Origin of the sequence: Neptunomonas sp. XY-337, from assembly GCF_004959845.1 — a bacterium.
GTDB lineage: Bacteria > Pseudomonadota > Gammaproteobacteria > Pseudomonadales > Balneatricaceae > Neptunomonas > Neptunomonas marina.
The window spans coordinates 331,734-350,714 of the sequence record NZ_SPLL01000004.1; the positions used below are offsets into that span (position 1 = coordinate 331,734).

Below are 18,981 nucleotides of genomic sequence, written 5' to 3' on the forward strand. Positions count from 1 at the left end.
CTAAAAAGACAGGTTCACAGTAGCAACAAACTCCCTCTCCATACGCTTTCGTGAAAAAGCTGGAAAATCCCTAGTAAACAAATAGATACGAAAGCTACAGTGGAAAATCTCGGAAAGAATACCGAGTTCTTTTAGCGTTCTGCTCGCGAAAAAACGCCAATTTTAACACGTATTCCTTATGTGGGCCTATCACTTTTCTGGCCTTGCCTCAGCACGCTGTTTTACCTCAACTTCAACTGCTACACACCCAATACACAGTCTTTAAGCACGATACCCCCAAAGAACTGTGGATAACATTTAAAAAGCTGACATAAAAATGATCATTTAGAGTTAAACACAAGCCACACAGGAATATTAAGCCTCAATAACAAGTCTGTGGGCATTTTGTTGGAAACAACGAAGTAGGAAATAACTCATTGTTTATATAGGAAAAATAACAGGAATTATTAAAAATCTTTTTGTGGATAACAGAATGTAAATAGATATACCCGCTTCTCACACACTTATACACAAAGCAATCAACATAATTAAGTTACTGCGAATACCCGTGAAGAAACCTGTTTAAAAAACGGTGCATATTTTAGTGGGTAACCAAGGCTGTGAAAAAAGCACATTTTTACTCACAAGCTACCAAAAGGGTGTGCTCACCTCTGAGACAACTACTCAACACGGTTAGATAGCAAGTATCTTGTTGTTATGTAATGATTTTTATCACTTGGTAACATAAATTCGGCGCTTAATAACAATCAACATAATAATCTTCTAAATATATATATTCTCTTTTCTTTATTTATATACAGGTGGATAAAGAAATTTGGTTAGACAGGTAGAGCTGATCAATTTTTATACATTTCTTCCCGTTGAATAGAGTTGTATAATGCGGCTCTTTTCTTTCACCGGTCAGCCGTATCGGTAGGTACATGTTTCATTGGGGTATAGATTAAGTGGATTATCCAGATCGTTTTGATGTCATTGTGATCGGCGGTGGACACGCTGGAACAGAAGCAGCACTGGCTGCAGCGCGTATGGGAGCGTCAACACTGCTGCTGAGCCATAATATTGAGACATTAGGACAGATGTCCTGTAATCCAGCGATAGGTGGTATCGGTAAGAGCCATTTGGTTAAGGAGATCGATGCGCTTGATGGCGCAATGGCAAAAGCTACTGATAAGGCAGGTATCCAATTTCGGACACTCAACTCCCGAAAAGGCCCTGCTGTTCGTGCTACGCGTGCTCAAGCTGACCGGGTGTTATATAAAGCAGCGATACGTGAGACCTTAGAAAACCAACCCAACCTTCAGCTATTCCAACAAGGCGCTGATGACCTGATCGTTGAACAGGATCAAGTTAAGGGTGTTGTCACCCAAACGGGTATTCGCTTTTATGCTGAATCAGTTGTGTTAACTGCAGGAACATTCTTGGGCGGTAAGATCCATATTGGCATGGATAACTACCAAGGCGGTCGAGCAGGCGACCCTCCATCACTGGCCCTAGCTGAGAGGCTACGTGCACTGCCCCTGCGGGTAGATCGCCTAAAAACAGGTACCCCCCCCAGAATTGACGCACGTAGCGTTGATTTCTCACTGATGCAGGAGCAACCTGGCGATACGCCAACGCCTGTGATGTCTTTCATGGGATCAACGGCAGATCATCCGCGTCAGATAAGTTGTTATATCACCCACACCAATGAGCGTACTCACGAAATATTGCGCAGTGGCCTTGATCGATCGCCGTTATACACAGGGGTAATCGATGGCGTTGGCCCGCGCTACTGCCCGTCGGTTGAGGATAAAATTATGCGCTTCGCGGACAAAGACCAGCATCAGGTTTTTGTGGAGCCAGAAGGGTTAACAACACATGAGCTATATCCAAATGGCATCTCAACCAGCTTGCCATTTGATATTCAGCTAGCGGCAGTGCGCTCAATTCGTGGCTTTGAGAGCGCACATATCCTGCGTCCAGGCTATGCCATCGAATACGATTACTTCAATCCGCAGGACCTTAAGCACACCTTGGAAACCAAAGTGATCGACGGCCTCTACTTTGCGGGTCAGATCAACGGTACCACCGGTTATGAAGAGGCGGGAGCACAAGGGTTGCTTGCTGGTGCGAATGCGGCAGCACGTGCACTTGATAAAGAGCAGTGGTACCCACGCCGTGATGAAGCCTATATCGGGGTGCTGGTCGATGACTTAATTACCCTCGGTACCTCCGAGCCGTATCGTATGTTCACAAGCCGCGCTGAATATCGTTTGATTTTGCGTGAAGATAACGCAGATTTACGTTTGACGGAAAAAGGCCGCGAGTTAGGTCTTGTCGGTGATGAGCGTTGGGCTTCATTTTGTCGCAAAAAAGAGGCGATTGAGCTTGAACAGCAACGCTTAAAGAGCACATGGGTTCAGCCGGGCACACAAGCTGCAGAGGTCCTTAACACTAAACTATCGTCACCGCTGACGCGCGAGTACAACTTAGCCGATCTGATCAAACGACCTGAGCTAACCTACAGCGATGTCGCAGCCTTAAAAGGCGAAGCGGTTGAGGATCCCCGTGTCGCAGAACAGGTTGAGATCCAGTTTAAGTACGCGGGCTATATCGATCGCCAAATTGACGATATAGAGCGTATGCGCCAACAAGAAAACACCCCTCTGCCTGATGACTTTGATTACGAGCTTGTGGGCGGCTTATCTAATGAATTGAAAACTAAACTAATTGCCCAAAAGCCGGTCAGTATCGCGCAAGCTTCGCGAATCCAAGGGATAACACCTGCGGCGATCTCGCTACTCTTGGTTCATATCAAAAAACAACAGATGTTAAAAAAGCAGAGTAAGGCAGCCAATTAATGGATTTGATGTCGCTTCGGGCGCTACTAGAGCAGCAAGCAACCGCGCTCTCATTAAACTTAACGGATCAGCAAATTGATCAGCTGATCAACTACCTTGAGCTGCTTATCAAGTGGAATAAAGCATACAATTTGACCGCTGTGCGGGATCCTTCCGAAATGGTGTCGCGCCACTTGGTGGATAGCTTAAGCGTTGTGCCTTTTGTTAAAGGCCCTCGCATCATCGATGTGGGCAGTGGTCCGGGACTGCCAGGTATCCCGCTGGCGATCTGTTTACCCAATATTCGCGTGGTGACGCTCGACTCCAACGGTAAAAAGACGCGTTTTCAAAATCACGTCAAGGTAACGCTGGGACTGGACAATCTCGCAATTATCAACGGGCGAGCAGAGGAGTGCGACGAAACCGCGTTCCCTGAGGTGATCTCTCGCGCTTTCGCATCACTGGAAGATATGATCACTTGGACAAAACAACTGTGCGCGGATGATGGGGTATTTTTAGCCATGAAAGGGCAGTACCCAGATGAAGAATTAGCAGCACTACCAGCCGGTTTCGAGCTTAAAGAGAGCCATCCATTGCTCGTACCCGGTACCGATGGAACGCGCCACCTGTTGGTGTTAGGAAGGGAATAACCATGGCCAAAATTCTGACCATCACTAACCAAAAGGGTGGAGTGGGCAAGACGACAACCTGCGTTAATTTGGCAGCATCACTTGCTGCAACTAAAAAACGTGTACTACTGATCGATCTTGACCCGCAAGGTAACGCTACGATGGGCAGCGGGGTTGATAAGCACGAGCTTGAGACCTCCGCGTATGAATTGCTGACCGGACAAGCTGATGCTCAAGAGTGTGTTATTAAAGGCTTGCCAGTTCACTATGATGTGATCGGTGCCAATGGAGATTTAACGGCGGCCGAGGTAGAACTACTGCAACTGCCACGACGCGAGTTCCGTTTGAAAATGGCGTTGCAAAACATTGCCGATCAGTACGACTTCATTTTGTTAGATAACCCGCCATCGCTGAACCTGCTGACAGTGAATGCATTAGCTGCTTCGGCTGGTGTCATTATCCCCATGCAGTGTGAGTACTATGCATTGGAAGGGATTAGTGCGTTGATTGGTACGGTTGAGAAGATCAATAAACGCCTCAACCCCGAGCTTAAAATCGAAGGGATTCTGCGTACCATGTTTGACCCGCGCATGAGTCTCACTAAAGACGTCTCAAGCCATCTAGTAGACTACTTTGGCGATAAAGTTTACCGTACGGTCATACCGCGCAACGTTCGTCTAGCAGAAGCGCCATCTCACGGCCTTCCTGCTCTTCTCTATGATAAAAACTCACGTGGCTCGCTCGCTTACCTTGCGCTTGCGGGTGAACTATCGCGCAAAACGGAAATGGATCAGCGAACTGCTGAACTGGCTGACTAGCAGGATATAACATGGCCAAAAAACGAGGACTTGGGCGCGGTCTTGATGCGCTACTTGGCGGAGTGAATAACCCTACCACGGACGCAGCTGAACCTGCATCAGAAGGCCTAGAGCAAGCGGCAGCCGACGCTTACCCTGAATTATCTGTCCATAAAATCCAGCGGGGTCGTTATCAGCCGCGCCGAGATATAGAGCCTGAAGCGTTGGAAGAGTTAGCGGAGTCTATTCGCGCTCACGGTGTCATGCAGCCGATTGTCGTTCGTCCCATCGAAGATGCACGTTATGAGATCATCGCCGGTGAGCGGCGCTGGCGAGCAGCGCAGATGGCGGGTCTGGAAGTCATTCCCGCCGTTGTCAAAGATGTACCCGATGAAGCTGCGATTGCGATGGCGCTTATCGAAAATATTCAGCGCGAAAATCTCAACCCAATGGAAGAGGCGATTGCTCTACAGCGCTTACAATCTGAGTTTGAACTAACCCAGCAACAGGTCGCCGATGCGGTTGGCAAGTCACGCTCAGCTATCGCGAACCTGCTACGCTTGATTAAACTCACTCCCGATGTGCGCAAAATGCTGGAGTATGGCGATATTGAGATGGGTCATGCGCGTGCATTATTGGCACTGGATGGAGCGCTTCAGGTTGAAGCTGCGCAAGAGGTGACAGGAAAAGCGCTGTCGGTGCGTCAAGCCGAAGAGCTTGTCAGACGTATTCAGGCCGGCGAGCAACCGCCACAGCAAGCGAAACCTGCACTACAACATCCTGCACTGTCGCAAATCGCCAGCGATCTATCTCGCCATTTAGCGACCAAAGTGGCAATCAATCAAAACGCCAAGGGAAAAGGAAAGATAACAATCAATTTCGATTCCGAAGAGCTGCGTGATTCGATACTTAACTTGTTGAAATAAAAGAAATATAAAACACACTAGTTAAGTTTAATCAGGAAACACCCGCATAAACGTTGTGATCTGCGTTAATACATTAGTGCAAAACCCGAAAACGCCGGTTGAGAATAGCGTGCGAAGTCCATATAATCGGCACGCTATTTCGGATCTGTGTATCCAAAATTTGCATAACATACAAAGACTGATGATGAGCTATCTGAGAAAGTCATGAGTAATTCATCCCCTGGTGGGAAGTTTACGCGGCTAACGCGTAAGAAAGTGACGCGAATCTTCCAGATACAAACCGTGTTTACGTTGTGCGTTGCGTTAATCTCGTTACTACACAGTGTGACCGCCGGGTACTCTGCTTTGTTAGGGGGCGTTACTTACCTTGTCCCTAATGCTTATTTTGCATGGCGGGTTCTTAGCCGAAGCAGCGATACGCCGCGAGGTGTATTGGCTGATATGTACATCGGTGAAATATGGAAAATGGTGATTACGATAGCGTGCTTTGCCGCTGTCTTTATCTTGGTTCAACCGTTGAGCCCATTTCCCTTATTTCTGACCTTTGTGCTGCTGCAGATACTTAATTGGTACCTGCAAATGAAGGTCGATGACCGATTCCTTAAACTTTGAAACGAGAGAACTGAGAATGGCTAGCAGCGGTGACACAGTAACATCCTCAGAGTATATATCCCACCACTTAACGAACCTCACGTTCGGCTATCACGAAAAGACAGACAGCTGGCGCTTCGTTGATACTGCAAATGGTGTTATGCCTGGTGACTTCGGCTTTTGGGCGATTCACGTGGATACTATGCTCTGGTCTATTGGGCTGGGTTTATTTTTCATTTGGTTGTTCAAAAAAGTTGCTGAAACAGCAACAGCGGGCGTCCCTGGGCGTTTGCAAAACTTCATCGAAACGATCATCGACTTCGTAGATGACAACGTTAAGAGTATTTTCCATTACAAAAATGCTGTGATTGCACCGCTTGCTTTGACCATTTTCGTGTGGATCTTCCTCATGAACTTGATGGACCTTGTGCCAATCGATTGGGTACCTTATCTTGCCCAGCAAATGGGTGTTGGTTACATGAAAATCGTACCAACAACTGACCCTAACGCGACACTAGGTATGGCGTTCAGTGTTTTCTTCCTGATCGTTTACTACAGCATCAAACAGAAAGGCGTTGGCGGCTTCTTAGCAGAGCTGTCTTTCATGCCGCTAGGTAAATGGTTCTTGCCATTCAACTTGTTCCTAGAGGTTGTAGGTCTACTTGCTAAGCCTATCTCCTTGGCATTGCGACTATTCGGTAACATGTACGCAGGTGAGATGATCTTCATCCTGATTGCATTGCTACCTTTCTGGGCACAATGGTTCTTGTCTGTACCATGGGCGATCTTCCACATTCTGGTAATCACTCTGCAGGCATTTATCTTTATGGTACTGACGATCGTTTACCTCGCTATGGCGCACGACGATCACTAAATCCCAGTGTGAACTGGCATTTGATTAATAACTGAAGATTTACATTTTAACTTTAACTTTAACTTTAAAACTTTAAGTGGAGAAAAACTGATGGAAATGGCTAACGCTCTAGTATTCCTGGCTGCTGCTGTCCTGATGGGCCTTGCTGCAATTGGTGCTGCTGTTGGTATCGGTAACCTAGGTGGTAAATTCTTGGAAGGCGCTGCGCGTCAACCTGAGTTGGTACCACTACTACGCTCTAACTTCTTCATCGTAATGGGTCTGGTAGATGCGGTTCCAATGATCGGTGTTGGTCTGGGCATGTACCTGATGTTCGCTGTTGCGTAACTCTCGGATAGAAAATTCTTAATCTAAATCGAGTTACTACGTAATAACGAACCGCGAGAGGTAATGGCGTGAATATTAATTTAACCATCATCGGCCAAGCTATCTCCTTCGCTATCTTCGTCATGTTCTGCATGAAGTATGTATGGCCACCTATCACAGGTGCCCTAGCAGAGCGTAAGAAGAAGATTGCAGATGGTTTGGACGCTGCTGAACGTGCTGAGCGTGACCTGCAATTGGCTCAAGAAAAAGCTGTTGCAAACATGCGTGAGAGCAAAGAGCAGGCAGCCGCCATCATCGAACAGGCTAATAAGCGGGCAAACCAATTGGTCGAAGAAGCTAAAGAGCAAGCGCGTGCAGAAGCAGAACGCATCAAGCACGCGGCTGAAGCTGAAATCGAACAGGAAGTTAACCGTGCTAAAGAAGCTTTACGTGAGCAAGTAGCTGTATTGGCTGTTGCTGGCGCAGAGAAGATTCTTGAAGCATCGGTTGACCAGGCAGCCCACGCTAAGCTGGTTGATAAACTGGCAGCGGAGCTTTAAGCGAGGTTTACGATGGCTGAACTCAATACAGTCGCTCGTCCCTACACGAAAGCTGCATTTGAATTTGCGTTAGAAAAGGGTGCGGTTGATCAATGGTCAACTATGTTGGCATCTGTTGCTGCGGTTTCAGTTGATGAAGCTATGGCACAGGTGCTGAATAACCCGGCAGTAACAACTGAGCAAAAGAGCGACGTTATCGTTGCTGTTTGCGAAAAAGTGCTAGATGAGTCTGGCAGCAACTTTGTACGTTTGCTGGCCGATAACAAGCGCTTAGCTTTGTTACCTGAAATTAGTGCGCAGTTTGAGCAGCTTAAAGCGATTCAGCAGAAGTCAGTCGATATCGATTTGACGACTGCTTATGAACTGGATGAGCAGCAGCAACAAAAATTAACTCAGGCTCTCAGCGCGAAGCTGGGTCGTGACGTGAATATTACACCTGCGGTCGATAAATCGATTCTTGGTGGCGTAATCGTGCGTTCACAGGACCTGGTAATCGATGGCTCTGTTCGCTCGCGTTTAGCGAAACTAGCCGAAGCTATGAAGTCCTGAGTATGAGGAATAACCATGCAGCAACTGAATCCATCTGAGATCAGCGAGATTCTCAAGAAGCGCATCGAAGAACTGGATGTGTCTTCTGAAGCCCGAAACGAGGGCACTATCGTCAGCGTATCTGATGGTATCATTCTGATCCACGGTCTAGCTGACGTAATGTACGGGGAAATGATCGAGTTCCCTAATGGTATCTACGGTATGGCGCTTAACCTAGAGCGCGACTCAGTAGGTGCTGTAGTACTGGGCGATTACCAAAGCCTAGTCGAAGGTATGACTGCACGTTGTACTGGTCGCATCTTGGAAGTACCTGTTGGCCCACAACTTCGTGGCCGCGTTGTTGACGCGTTGGGTAACCCAATCGATGGTAAAGGTCCGATCGAAACTGATCTGACTGATGCTGTTGAAAAAGTTGCACCAGGTGTAATCGAGCGTCAAGGTGTAGACCAGCCTGTACAAACAGGTCTGAAATCAATCGACGCAATGGTTCCAATCGGTCGTGGTCAGCGTGAGTTGATCATCGGTGACCGTCAGATTGGTAAATCTGCGATCGCTATCGACGCTATTATCAACCAGAAAGATACGGGTGTTACTTGTATCTACGTAGCGGTTGGTCAAAAGCAGTCGACTATTGCAAACGTTGTACGCAAGCTTGAAGAGCACGGCGCAATGGATCACACCATTGTTGTTGCTGCTGGTGCGGCTGATCCTGCAGCAATGCAGTTCTTGGCACCATACGCTGGTTGTACAATGGGCGAATACTTCCGTGACCGCGGTGAAGATGCACTGATCGTATACGATGACCTGACAAAACAGGCATGGGCATACCGTCAGATCTCCTTGCTGTTGCGTCGTCCACCGGGTCGTGAAGCTTACCCTGGTGACGTTTTCTATCTTCACTCTCGTCTGCTGGAGCGTGCTGCGCGCGTTAACGCTGACTACGTTGAGAAATTCACGAACGGTGAAGTGAAAGGCCAAACAGGTTCTTTGACAGCTCTGCCTGTTATCGAAACTCAAGGCGGTGACGTATCTGCATTCGTACCAACGAACGTTATCTCCATCACTGATGGTCAGATCTTCTTGGAATCTAGCCTGTTTAACTCAGGTGTACGTCCAGCGATCAACGCTGGTTTGTCTGTATCCCGTGTAGGTGGTGCAGCACAGACTAAGATCATCAAGAAGTTGGGTGGCGGTGTGCGTCTAGCTCTTGCTCAGTACCGTGAATTGGCTGCGTTCGCGCAGTTCGCATCAGATCTTGATGATGCAACACGTGCCCAGCTCGAGCATGGTCAAGCTGTAACTGAGCTGATGAAGCAGAAGCAGTATTCACCAATGTCTGTAGCTGAAATGGGCCTTAGCCTGTACGCTGCAAACGAAGGTTACCTGAAAGACGTCGAACTGAACAAAATCCTAGACTTTGAAGCGGCTCTTATCTCCTTCTTCAACAGCGAATACGCTGATCTGATGGGCGATATCAACCAGAGCGGTAACTACAGCGATGAAATCGCTGCGCAGTTCAAAGCTGGTATCGAGAAGTTCAAGTCAACGCAAACTTGGTAAGCGCTACTGCGTGATGGCCTGCTACTAACATGAGGCAGGCCTTACTAAGTTAAGGTAATAAAGGCGGAACTATGGCAGTCGGAAAAGAGATTAAGACGCAAATTGCGAGTATCGGTAGCACACGTAAGATTACCAGCGCTATGGAAATGGTTGCTGCAAGTAAGATGCGTAAGGCTCAAGATCGCATGCAGTCTTCCCGCCCGTATTCTCGCAGTATCCGTGGCGTTGTTCAGCACTTGGCGAAATCCAAACCTGAATACAAGCACCTTTACATGGAAGAACGTGATGTAAAGCGTGTTGGTTTCATCGTTGTCGCAACTGATCGTGGTTTGTGTGGTGGTTTGAACGTGAATGCGTTTAAGCAAGCCGTACTTAGCATGAAAGAGTACAGCGACAAGGGTGTAGAGATTGATATCTGTGCACTGGGGTCTAAAGCGGTCACATTCTTTAAGAATTATGGCGGCAATGTAGTAGCAGCAAAAACTCATCTAGGTGATGCACCGCAGATGGAAGACCTAATTGGGTCTGTAAAAGTGATGCTGGACTCCTTTAGCAATGGCAATATCGATCGTCTGTTCATTGTATCGAATGACTTCGTTAATACGATGACACAGAAACCTACCGTAGAGCAGGTGCTGCCGTTACCGGCAAAGGACGACGACGAGCTGAACCACCACTGGGATTACATTTACGAGCCGGATGCAAAAGAGCTACTAGATAGCTTGCTGACGCGTTACGTTGAATGTGTCGTTTACCAGGCGGTTGTTGAGAACAATGCTTGTGAACAAGCAGCACGAATGCTGGCGATGAAAAACGCAACAGATAACGCAGGCAACCTCATCGATGAGTTGCAGATGGTTTACAACAAAGCGCGTCAAGCAGCGATCACTCAGGAAATCTCTGAGATCGTTGGTGGTGCGGCTGCGGTTTAATGCGTTTAACGGGTTAAGAATTTAAGAGGATCCGAACATGAGTAGCGGACAAATTGTTCAGATTATCGGTGCGGTAGTCGACGTGGAATTCCCACGTGACAGTGTACCGAAGGTATACGATGCGCTGACCGTTGGTAAAACAGGTCTAACGCTTGAAGTTCAGCAACAGCTGGGTGATGGTGTTGTACGCGCAATCGCTATGGGTCAGACCGAAGGTGTGAGCCGTGGTTGGGACGTAGAAAACACAGGTGCTCCAGTATCTGTTCCTGTCGGTACAGCGACGCTGGGCCGTATCATGGACGTACTAGGTAATCCTATTGATGAGTGTGGCGAAATCGGTGAAGAAGAGCGTATGCCTATCCACCGCTCTGCGCCATCTTACGCTGAGCAAGCGGCCTCTAACGAGCTGCTAGAGACTGGTATCAAGGTAATCGACTTGGTATGCCCATTCGCTAAGGGTGGTAAAGTAGGTCTGTTCGGTGGTGCGGGTGTAGGTAAAACCGTAAACATGATGGAGCTGATCCGTAACATCGCGATCGAGCACTCAGGTTTCTCCGTATTCGCAGGTGTAGGTGAGCGTACTCGTGAGGGTAACGATTTCTACTACGAGATGAAAGAATCCAACGTATTGGATAAAGTATCTCTGGTTTACGGTCAGATGAATGAGCCACCAGGTAACCGTCTGCGTGTAGCGCTGACAGGCCTGACAATGGCTGAGAAATTCCGTGATGAAGGCCGTGACGTACTGTTGTTCGTAGATAACATCTACCGTTACACACTAGCAGGTACTGAGGTATCAGCGCTGCTAGGTCGTATGCCTTCTGCCGTAGGTTACCAGCCTACTCTAGCGGAAGAGATGGGTGTTCTTCAGGAGCGTATCACATCGACTAAGACGGGCTCTATCACGTCTATCCAAGCGGTATACGTACCAGCGGATGACTTGACTGACCCATCTCCAGCAACAACCTTCTCTCACCTTGACGCAACAGTTGTATTGTCTCGTCAAATCGCAGAGCTAGGTATCTACCCAGCGGTAGATCCACTGGATTCTACATCTCGTCAGTTGGATCCACTGGTAATCGGTCAAGAGCACTACGACATCGCTCGTAATGTTCAAGGTGTTCTGCAGCGCTACAAAGAGCTGAAAGACATCATCGCGATCTTGGGTATGGATGAGCTGTCTGAAGAAGACAAGCAGATCGTTGCTCGTGCTCGTAAAATCCAGCGTTTCCTATCTCAGCCATTCTTCGTAGCTGAGGTATTTACAGGTGCGCCTGGTAAGTACGTTCCTTTGAAAGAAACTATCCGTGGCTTTAAAGGCATTCTGGAAGGCGAATATGACAGCCTACCAGAGCAAGCTTTCTACATGGTTGGTGGTATCGAAGAAGCGATCGAAAAAGCCAAGAGCATGTAAGCGTCTGGTGACAACCTAAAGAGGTAAGAAACATGGCTATGACTGTTCATTGCGATATCGTAAGTGCTCAAGAAGAGATCTTCTCGGGCTTGATCGAATTCGTATCCGTAACAGGTAGCCTGGGTGACTTGGGTGTATACCCAGGTCACGCTCCGCTTCTCACGGAACTGAAACCAGGCCCTGTCGAACTGCGCAAGCAGGGCGGCGAGCAGGATATTTTTTATGTTTCTGGCGGCTTCCTAGAAGTTCAGCCTAACAAGGTAACAGTACTTGCAGACTCTGCGTTGCATGCTGCTGATCTTGACGAAGCAGCGGCTCTAGAAGCTCAGAAACAAGCACAACAGGCAATTGGCGAAAAGCAGAGCGAGCTAGATTATGGCCGCGCTGCATCTCAGTTGGCCGAAGCAGCTGCTCAGTTGCGTACGGTTCAAGAGATTCGCAAAAAGCTTGGAAAGTAACACTGACGTCGTCGAGTTACGACTCGCACAAAAAAGGCAGCTTCGGCTGCCTTTTTTTGTTTGGCTTAATCAGTCTCGGCGTAGCGGCGTGTTGCTGGGCTAATTTTCAGGATTGCTGAGCTCATAAAGAAAAGGGAAGACACTATTGGTGGGTAAAACGGACTTGTTGGCCTTCATATAGTCGCACTAAAGCATCTACACTCATCTGACCAGGTAGGTCGAAAAGTAGTGTTAGCAAAGAAAAACAGCACGAATGGCTGCGCGTGTCGCGTACGTTTAAATTCCATTTATATCCGCTGTGATACTAGATTGTCCTTAATATTTTCTTAGTATAACGATTATTGTGGCGCGATCGTTACAATAAGCGCCACAGTGTATCGAATATGATCTGTTGAGCGCCAGCAACCTCCTTTGAGTCGATGACCACTGCGGTGGGGTAGTTATTTGAAGCCAAAGAGATCACCGCACACTTCGGTGGGTAGATGGCAATATAGGCAGCATCGACTTTTCCTTCAGTTTTTATCCATTTTCGCTCTGATAACTTAGCATCTTCACCACCGTCTCCAATTGCAATCACCTGAACTTGGATCCCACGTTGAATACGCTGAACCGTATAGTTGGGAAAGGGGCGGTAAAGGTGATCCCTGATAGGCTTAGAAGAGAAAACACAGTAGCGCCTCTCGGGCAGCGTAGAGACGCTGTTCAGAATATCCCGTAGAACAAACTCGATGCCATCATCGCCTTCATAGAACTGGACATTGGCGGCACTAAAATCGGGTTGTAGGTGCGTTAGCTCAGGGATAATGCTGGTTTTAAGCTTAGTAATGGCGTCGTCTAGCGACTGTTGGCGCTGTTCTGCCAGTTGGAGTAATACCTCTGGTGGTTGCGGAGAGAATAAACGCCGCTTGCCTTTGGGCAGGTAACTGACTAAACCTTTTTGTAGTAAGACTTTTAGGCAGTCGTAAGTTGTGCCTCGATTTATGTCTGCTTTTTCCGCGATGGCTCTTATTGGGCTCGGGCCCAGTGCGAGCAAGGCTCGATAAATGGAGACTTCGCGTTGACTCAGGCCAATGTTTTCAAGTGCTGGATAATGCATTTGTCAAAATATTCCTGACAATGAGTATTGTATAGATATCGGTTTGATATAGATTAGCCGTAAAGACCCTATTAATGTCAATAAATGCCCTTCAATCAAAAGTGAACAACATGACAACGGATATTGTGATTCTGGCTGCGGGCCAAGGTAGCCGAATGAAGTCGGCGCTTCCTAAAGTACTTCACTGTGTTGGTGGTAAACCGATGGTGAAGCATGTTCTTGAAAACGCAGCAGAGCTTGGCAGTGTCCAGCCGCATGTGGTGATAGGTCATGGTGCGGAGAAAGTACGTGAAACGCTTGCCGATGCAGCGGTCACTTTCGCCCTGCAAACTGAGCAACTAGGCACCGGCCATGCGGTTGCGCAGGCACTGCCGGCGCTAGATCCTGCAGGTGTCTCACTAATTTTGTATGGTGATGTACCGCTTACACGTTCAGAAACGATGGCTGAGCTGGTGTCTTCTGCGCAGAATGACAAGCTAGGATTACTGACTGTGAAACTGGACAACCCCACAGGATATGGCCGTATTGTCCGAGACAACGGCCGCGTGGTTGCCATTGTTGAGCAGAAAGATGCCAATGCAGAGCAACTTGCCATCAATGAAGTGAACACAGGCATCATGGCGTTGCCGAACCGTTGGTTGATTGACTGGTTGCCTCAGCTATCTTCTGACAATGCGCAAGGCGAATACTACTTAACTGACGTAATCGCTATGGCATCGGAGCGCAGTATCGAGATCGAAACCCAGCACCCATCCTGTGAGCAAGAGGTACAAGGCGTCAATAACCGTGTACAGCTGGCTGAGTTGGAGCGCTGGTATCAAGCACAGCAGGCTGAGCAGTTAATGGTGAATGGTGCCACACTGGCAGACCCGAGCCGTGTTGATGTGCGAGGCCATGTCAGCGTTGCAGGTGACGTGATCATTGATGTAAACGCTGTTTTCGAGGGTACGGTTGAGATTGGTAAAGACGTACAGATCGGCCCTAACTGCTATATCAAGAACGCGTCAATCGCAGCAGGTACGGTAGTTAAAGCGAATACTGTCATCGAGGACGCTGTTATTGGTGAGGCATGTGATATTGGTCCATTCGCCCGTATCCGTCCAGGTACTGAGCTGGCAACCGGTGCAAAAGTTGGCAACTTTGTTGAGACGAAGAAAGCGAAAATCGGCCCTGGCTCAAAAGTGAATCACCTTACCTATATTGGCGATGCCGAAATCGGCAGCAACGTAAACGTAGGTGCGGGCACAATCACGTGTAACTACGATGGTGTGAATAAATCTAAAACCGAGATCGGTGATGGAGCATTTATTGGCTCCAATACGTCACTCGTTGCCCCAGTGAGTGTGGGAGCAGGAGCGACAGTGGGAGCCGGTTCTACGATCACAAAAAACATTGATGGTGATGAGCTTGCCGTCGCACGCGCTAAGCAAGTCAACCTATCCAACTGGCAGCGCCCGGTAAAGAAGTAAGGAGTTAATTATGTGTGGAATTGTTGGGGCTGCAGCAGAACGTTCGGTATCTGGTGTTTTATTGGAGGGGCTACGCCGTCTTGAGTACCGTGGCTATGACTCTGCCGGTATGGCTGTGTGGAGTGGTGCTGAGATTCAGCGTCTACGCCGTGAAGGTAAGGTTCAGGCGTTAGCTGATGCCCATGATGATACGCCGCTCACCGGCTCTACTGGTATTGCGCATACGCGCTGGGCTACCCATGGTAAGCCATCAGAACGTAATGCTCATCCGCACATGTCGGGTAGCGCTATCGCTGTTGTTCACAACGGCATTATTGAGAACTTCGAAGCGCTGAAAGCCGATCTAACGTCGAGCGGCTATGCGTTTAGCTCCGATACGGATACTGAGGTTATCGCTCACCTATTAGATCGTGCTATGCAAACAGGCTTGGATCTAACACAAGCTGTGCAGCAGATCGTTGCCTCATTGGAGGGTGCTTTTGCGCTGGGTGTAATGCACCGTGATAAGCCGGGTGAGCTGGTGGCTGCACGTAAAGGTAGCCCGCTGGTAATTGGCGTAGGTATTGGCGAGAACTTTATCGCGTCTGACCAGCTTGCGCTGCTGCCGGTAACGGATCGCTTTATGTTCCTAGAAGAGGGCGATATTGCGCTGCTGACAAAAGATGAAATCATCGTTTGGGATAAAGTGGGCGAACCTGCCGAGCGTGCAGTATCACAATACGAGCACAGCGTGACATCGGCCGATAAAGCAGGCTTCAAGCATTACATGCTCAAAGAGATCTACGAGCAGCCAGCGGTAACTCACGCGGCCTTTGAAGATCGCATCAAAGATGGCTTGGTTGACGAAAGTGCGTTTGGTGAACAAGCTGCAGCGATCTTTGATCAGGTTAAGCAGGTACAAATTATTGCCTGCGGTACCAGCTACCACGCCGGTATGATCGCAAAATATTGGATGGAAGGTTTAGCGGGCATCCCATGTCATGTTGAGGTGGCCAGCGAATACCGCTATCGCCCTGTTGTGATCAGTGAAGGTACGCTGTTCATCTCGATCTCTCAGTCGGGTGAAACGGCTGACACCTTGGCTGCGTTGCGCGATGTGCAAGACCAAATACTGGCGAGCCTGACGATCTGTAACGTACCTGCTAGTTCCCTCGTACGTGAATCGGATCTCAACTTGATGACAAACGCGGGCCCAGAAATTGGTGTTGCCTCAACCAAAGCGTTTACGACGCAGTTGGTCGGTTTGTTGCTGACTACACTGGTATTGGGACGCCGCTTCAAGCTGAGCCAAGAGAAGGAGCGTGAGATCGTTGCGTTGCTTGCGCAATTGCCGGGGCTGATGGAGCACGCTATTAAGATGGATGGCTCTATTGAAGAGATGTCCCAAGCGTTTGCCGAGAAAAACCACTCTCTCTTCTTAGGGCGTGGAACGCTCTATCCGGTGGCGATGGAAGGTGCGCTGAAGCTCAAAGAGATCTCGTACATCCACGCTGAAGCCTATCCGGCGGGCGAGCTTAAGCATGGCCCTCTTGCTCTCGTCGATAAAGATATGCCTGTGGTCACGGTGGCGCCGCGTAACGAGATGCTGGATAAGCTGAAAGCGAACCTGCAAGAGGTGAGCGCTCGTGGTGGAGAGTTGTTTGTGTTTGCAGGTTGCTCTCAAGAGGTACAACCGGGTGAAGGTATCCATGTATTGGAGATGCCAGAAGTCCCAGAGGTGCTAGAACCGATCGTTTATACTGTGCCGCTACAACTGCTTTCCTACCATGTTGCGGTACTCAAAGGTACGGATGTGGATCAGCCGCGTAACCTAGCCAAGTCGGTAACGGTTGAATAAACCTTAGCAACGTAACCTTTGCTTTAAGCCCCCTAAGTGATCGTCGCTTAGGGGGCTTTTTCGTGAGCTTCCCTCAGCACTTCAACCTGTTTTATCCGCTGTAAAATCGACATCATCAAACTCATGGTGCGTTTGGCACAGCGTGTGGTCGGCAAGTACATCTAACACGTGGCACTGGTGCTCCTGATCATAATTACATTGGGTAATCATCTGCTCTAATTCTGTTTCCATTGCACGTAGCTGACGGATCTTTTGCTGGATATCCGCGAGATGACGCCGCGCAATATCATCGGCTTGGAGATGGTCGGTTAAGCAACAGCTACTGAGCATCTTAAGTTGCTCTATCGCTGCGAGGTCGAATCCGAGCGCACGTGCGTGGCGAATAAAACGTAACTCTTTGAGGTGGGTATCGCGGTAGCGGCGTTGGTTGCCTGCGTTTCTCTCAGGTTTGGAGAGTAGGCCGCGTGCTTCATACCAGCGAATAGTGGGGACTTTGCAGCCACTGTACTTGGCTAACGTTCCGATCGAATAGGTTGTGTTAGGCATTGGTATTTAACCTCTTGAACCTCTAGCTACTATAGGTTTTATAGTTATTCTGATGATCAACAAGTAAAGAGGTTCCGACAGTGTCTAGTTGTTGCGCAAAGACGGAGTTTACCGGGCTAAGCGAGAGCTACAAACGCGTTCTCTGGTTTATTATCGCGATCAATGCGGTGATGTTTGGTGTCGAGATGCTGGCAGGTATCAGCGCACAATCACAGGCCTTACAAGCAGATGCGCTTGATTTTCTGGGAGATACCTTAAGCTACGGTATTAGTTTGTGGGCGATTGGCAAAGCGCTAACCGTGCGCAGCAGTGCTGCATTAATTAAGGGGATCAGCTTGTTATTGATGGCGATCTGGGTAGTGGGCAGTACGCTTTATCGAATCTGGGTGCTGAATCAGCCAGACGCTTTCACAATGGGCTGGGTAGCAGTAGCAGCGTTTAGTGCCAATATGCTGAGCGTGCTGCTCTTAATGCGTTACCGCAATGGCGATGCAAATGTGCGCTCGGTTTGGCTTTGTAGCCGTAATGATGCGATAGGCAACTTGGTTGTGTTACTCGCTGCAAGCGGTGTGTGGTACACCGATACTCCCTGGCCCGATCTCCTAACAGCGCTGATTATGGCGACGCTGTTCCTTAGCTCATCTTGGCAGATCATCCGCCAAGCATTGGCTGAAAAGCGCGCGGCTGCGGCTCAGTTGGCTGAATCCGGCTCCTGAATGGCAGCACGCTAAGGTTGTTCGTCAAACGGCGGCAATTCGAAAAACTTAGATACTGTAAATGGGGCGAGGGTGGTGACCATCTTATAGGGCACCAGTGTTTCGACAGGGTAGAACAGTTGATCCAATGATGCTTGCTTTTGAAAGCGCTGATAGAGCTGATTGACCTCCTCTTGCAGTTGTTTTGCACTGTGCTGACTGAGCAAGCGGCTTGTTGAAAAGAAAGGAAAGTTGCCGCTATGTTGCTCGTTGATGGTGTGCTCGATAAAGGCCTGATTGATCTGAACAAGCATTTGATGCAAAGGCCCGTCTAGACGCCAACGAATCGGCACTTGTACCGTCAGGTGAACGGAGTCATTTTTCCCTAGCCGTAGGAGCTGTAGCTTCTCTAGTTCGCGCATATAGCGATAGGTGTCAGCTTGGCTAAGCTGGTTTGCGTGAGCAATATCGTGACTGCTAAAACCGCTAAGAAGCAGTACCAAGCAGCTGAACAGCGCCGGTTTCTCTGCAAGCGCTTGCTCTGTTTCAGTCGACAGAGTTGAGGGCTCGGTTGGTGTATATTCGGCTAAGCTCATTAACTCCGTGAGGCTGATACCAAGTACCTCGCATATCTCCGTTAAGCGGCTCATTTTGCAATCCTGCTCCTGAAAGAGCCGCTTAACGGTTACTTCTGACGTTTCTAGCATTACCGCAAGATCGCGATAGCGCAGCCCCTGCGTTTTCAGCACCTGTTTAAGGGCACGGAATAGACCATTAAGTTCTTGCTGAGGTGCCATGATGTGCGCTCCAATTTTCACTTAAGTATCAATTTTAGCTACCTGATTAGCTAATCGTTGTTACCCGGTATCTTTTAAATATCCTCTTGTTGTGTAGCAAGATCAATGACTATCTTCAGGAGAGTG

At 48.6% G+C, this 18,981-nt stretch carries 19 protein-coding genes; 16 read left to right on the plus strand and 3 right to left on the minus strand.

The annotated features are described in order from the left end of the window. Positions 1–944: 944 nt before the first annotated feature. From mnmG to E4L36_RS11575, 13 genes are all read left to right on the plus strand, one after another. Positions 945–2,840, plus strand: coding sequence for a tRNA uridine-5-carboxymethylaminomethyl(34) synthesis enzyme MnmG (gene mnmG / locus E4L36_RS11515; RefSeq protein ID WP_136680735.1), 1,896 nt, complete (start codon positions 945–947; stop codon positions 2,838–2,840). Next, the gene (rsmG, locus tag E4L36_RS11520; protein WP_136680736.1) at positions 2,840–3,469 is read left to right on the plus strand and encodes a 16S rRNA (guanine(527)-N(7))-methyltransferase RsmG; all 630 of its coding nucleotides are present in this window, start codon (positions 2,840–2,842) and stop codon (positions 3,467–3,469) included. Before mnmG ends, rsmG begins: the two co-directional genes overlap by 1 nt. Positions 3,470–3,471: 2 nt before the next feature. Then, a complete protein-coding gene (locus E4L36_RS11525) occupies positions 3,472–4,266 on the plus strand; it encodes a ParA family protein (RefSeq protein ID WP_136680737.1) in 795 nt (264 codons plus the stop codon). A gap of 11 nt (positions 4,267–4,277) precedes the next feature. After that, on the plus strand, positions 4,278–5,171 hold the full coding sequence (locus tag E4L36_RS11530) for a ParB/RepB/Spo0J family partition protein (protein ID WP_136680738.1): 894 nt from the start codon (positions 4,278–4,280) through the stop codon (positions 5,169–5,171). Positions 5,172–5,375: 204 nt separating this feature from the next. Further along, positions 5,376–5,783 (plus strand): ATP synthase subunit I, encoded by a 408-nt coding sequence (locus E4L36_RS11535; RefSeq protein ID WP_127693621.1) that lies wholly within the window; start codon positions 5,376–5,378, stop codon positions 5,781–5,783. 16 nt (positions 5,784–5,799) lie between these two features. Beyond that, positions 5,800–6,636, plus strand: a complete 837-nt coding sequence (gene atpB, locus E4L36_RS11540) for a F0F1 ATP synthase subunit A (RefSeq protein ID WP_127693622.1) — start codon at positions 5,800–5,802, stop codon at positions 6,634–6,636. A 90-nt stretch (positions 6,637–6,726) separates the two neighbouring features. Continuing rightward, positions 6,727–6,963, plus strand: coding sequence for a F0F1 ATP synthase subunit C (gene atpE, locus E4L36_RS11545; RefSeq protein WP_127693623.1), 237 nt, complete (start codon positions 6,727–6,729; stop codon positions 6,961–6,963). 68 nt (positions 6,964–7,031) lie between these two features. Further along, positions 7,032–7,502 carry a F0F1 ATP synthase subunit B gene (locus E4L36_RS11550; protein WP_127693624.1) on the plus strand — a complete coding sequence of 157 codons (471 nt, stop codon included), beginning with the start codon at positions 7,032–7,034 and terminating at the stop codon, positions 7,500–7,502. 12 nt (positions 7,503–7,514) lie between these two features. Beyond that, on the plus strand, positions 7,515–8,051 hold the full coding sequence (locus E4L36_RS11555) for a F0F1 ATP synthase subunit delta (RefSeq protein ID WP_136680739.1): 537 nt from the start codon (positions 7,515–7,517) through the stop codon (positions 8,049–8,051). 15 nt (positions 8,052–8,066) lie between these two features. Next, complete coding sequence (gene atpA, locus E4L36_RS11560) at positions 8,067–9,611, plus strand: F0F1 ATP synthase subunit alpha (RefSeq protein WP_127693626.1); 1,545 nt, start codon at positions 8,067–8,069, stop codon at positions 9,609–9,611. Positions 9,612–9,682: 71 nt separating this feature from the next. Then, positions 9,683–10,543, plus strand: coding sequence for a F0F1 ATP synthase subunit gamma (gene atpG, locus E4L36_RS11565; protein ID WP_127693627.1), 861 nt, complete (start codon positions 9,683–9,685; stop codon positions 10,541–10,543). A 37-nt stretch (positions 10,544–10,580) separates the two neighbouring features. Then, positions 10,581–11,957 carry a F0F1 ATP synthase subunit beta gene (atpD, locus tag E4L36_RS11570; protein WP_136680740.1) on the plus strand — a complete coding sequence of 459 codons (1,377 nt, stop codon included), beginning with the start codon at positions 10,581–10,583 and terminating at the stop codon, positions 11,955–11,957. A gap of 32 nt (positions 11,958–11,989) precedes the next feature. Beyond that, a complete protein-coding gene (locus tag E4L36_RS11575; protein ID WP_127693629.1) occupies positions 11,990–12,415 on the plus strand; it encodes a F0F1 ATP synthase subunit epsilon in 426 nt (141 codons plus the stop codon). A 355-nt stretch (positions 12,416–12,770) separates the two neighbouring features. Here E4L36_RS11575 and E4L36_RS11580 read toward each other — a convergent pair whose 3' ends face one another. Continuing rightward, a complete protein-coding gene (locus tag E4L36_RS11580; RefSeq protein WP_136680741.1) occupies positions 12,771–13,511 on the minus strand; it encodes a helix-turn-helix domain-containing protein in 741 nt (246 codons plus the stop codon). Positions 13,512–13,621: 110 nt separating this feature from the next. Here E4L36_RS11580 and glmU point away from each other — a divergent pair, with 110 nt between their 5' ends. Both glmU and glmS read left to right on the plus strand, forming a co-directional pair. Beyond that, positions 13,622–14,980 (plus strand): bifunctional UDP-N-acetylglucosamine diphosphorylase/glucosamine-1-phosphate N-acetyltransferase GlmU, encoded by a 1,359-nt coding sequence (gene glmU, locus E4L36_RS11585; RefSeq protein ID WP_136680742.1) that lies wholly within the window; start codon positions 13,622–13,624, stop codon positions 14,978–14,980. Between the two features lie 10 nt (positions 14,981–14,990). After that, entirely contained in the window at positions 14,991–16,817 is a 1,827-nt protein-coding gene (glmS, locus tag E4L36_RS11590) for a glutamine--fructose-6-phosphate transaminase (isomerizing) (protein WP_136680743.1), read from the plus strand. An 81-nt stretch (positions 16,818–16,898) separates the two neighbouring features. Here the strand turns inward: glmS and E4L36_RS11595 are convergent, their stop codons facing one another. Beyond that, a complete protein-coding gene (locus tag E4L36_RS11595) occupies positions 16,899–17,363 on the minus strand; it encodes a helix-turn-helix domain-containing protein (protein WP_136680744.1) in 465 nt (154 codons plus the stop codon). Between the two features lie 80 nt (positions 17,364–17,443). Between E4L36_RS11595 and E4L36_RS11600 the strand changes: the two genes are divergently transcribed. Then, positions 17,444–18,079: a cation diffusion facilitator family transporter gene (locus tag E4L36_RS11600; RefSeq protein ID WP_136680745.1), complete on the plus strand. Its 636-nt coding sequence runs from the start codon at positions 17,444–17,446 to the stop codon at positions 18,077–18,079. 11 nt (positions 18,080–18,090) lie between these two features. Here E4L36_RS11600 and E4L36_RS11605 read toward each other — a convergent pair whose 3' ends face one another. After that, positions 18,091–18,855 carry a helix-turn-helix transcriptional regulator gene (locus E4L36_RS11605; protein WP_136680746.1) on the minus strand — a complete coding sequence of 255 codons (765 nt, stop codon included), beginning with the start codon at positions 18,853–18,855 and terminating at the stop codon, positions 18,091–18,093. Positions 18,856–18,981 lie beyond the last annotated feature (126 nt).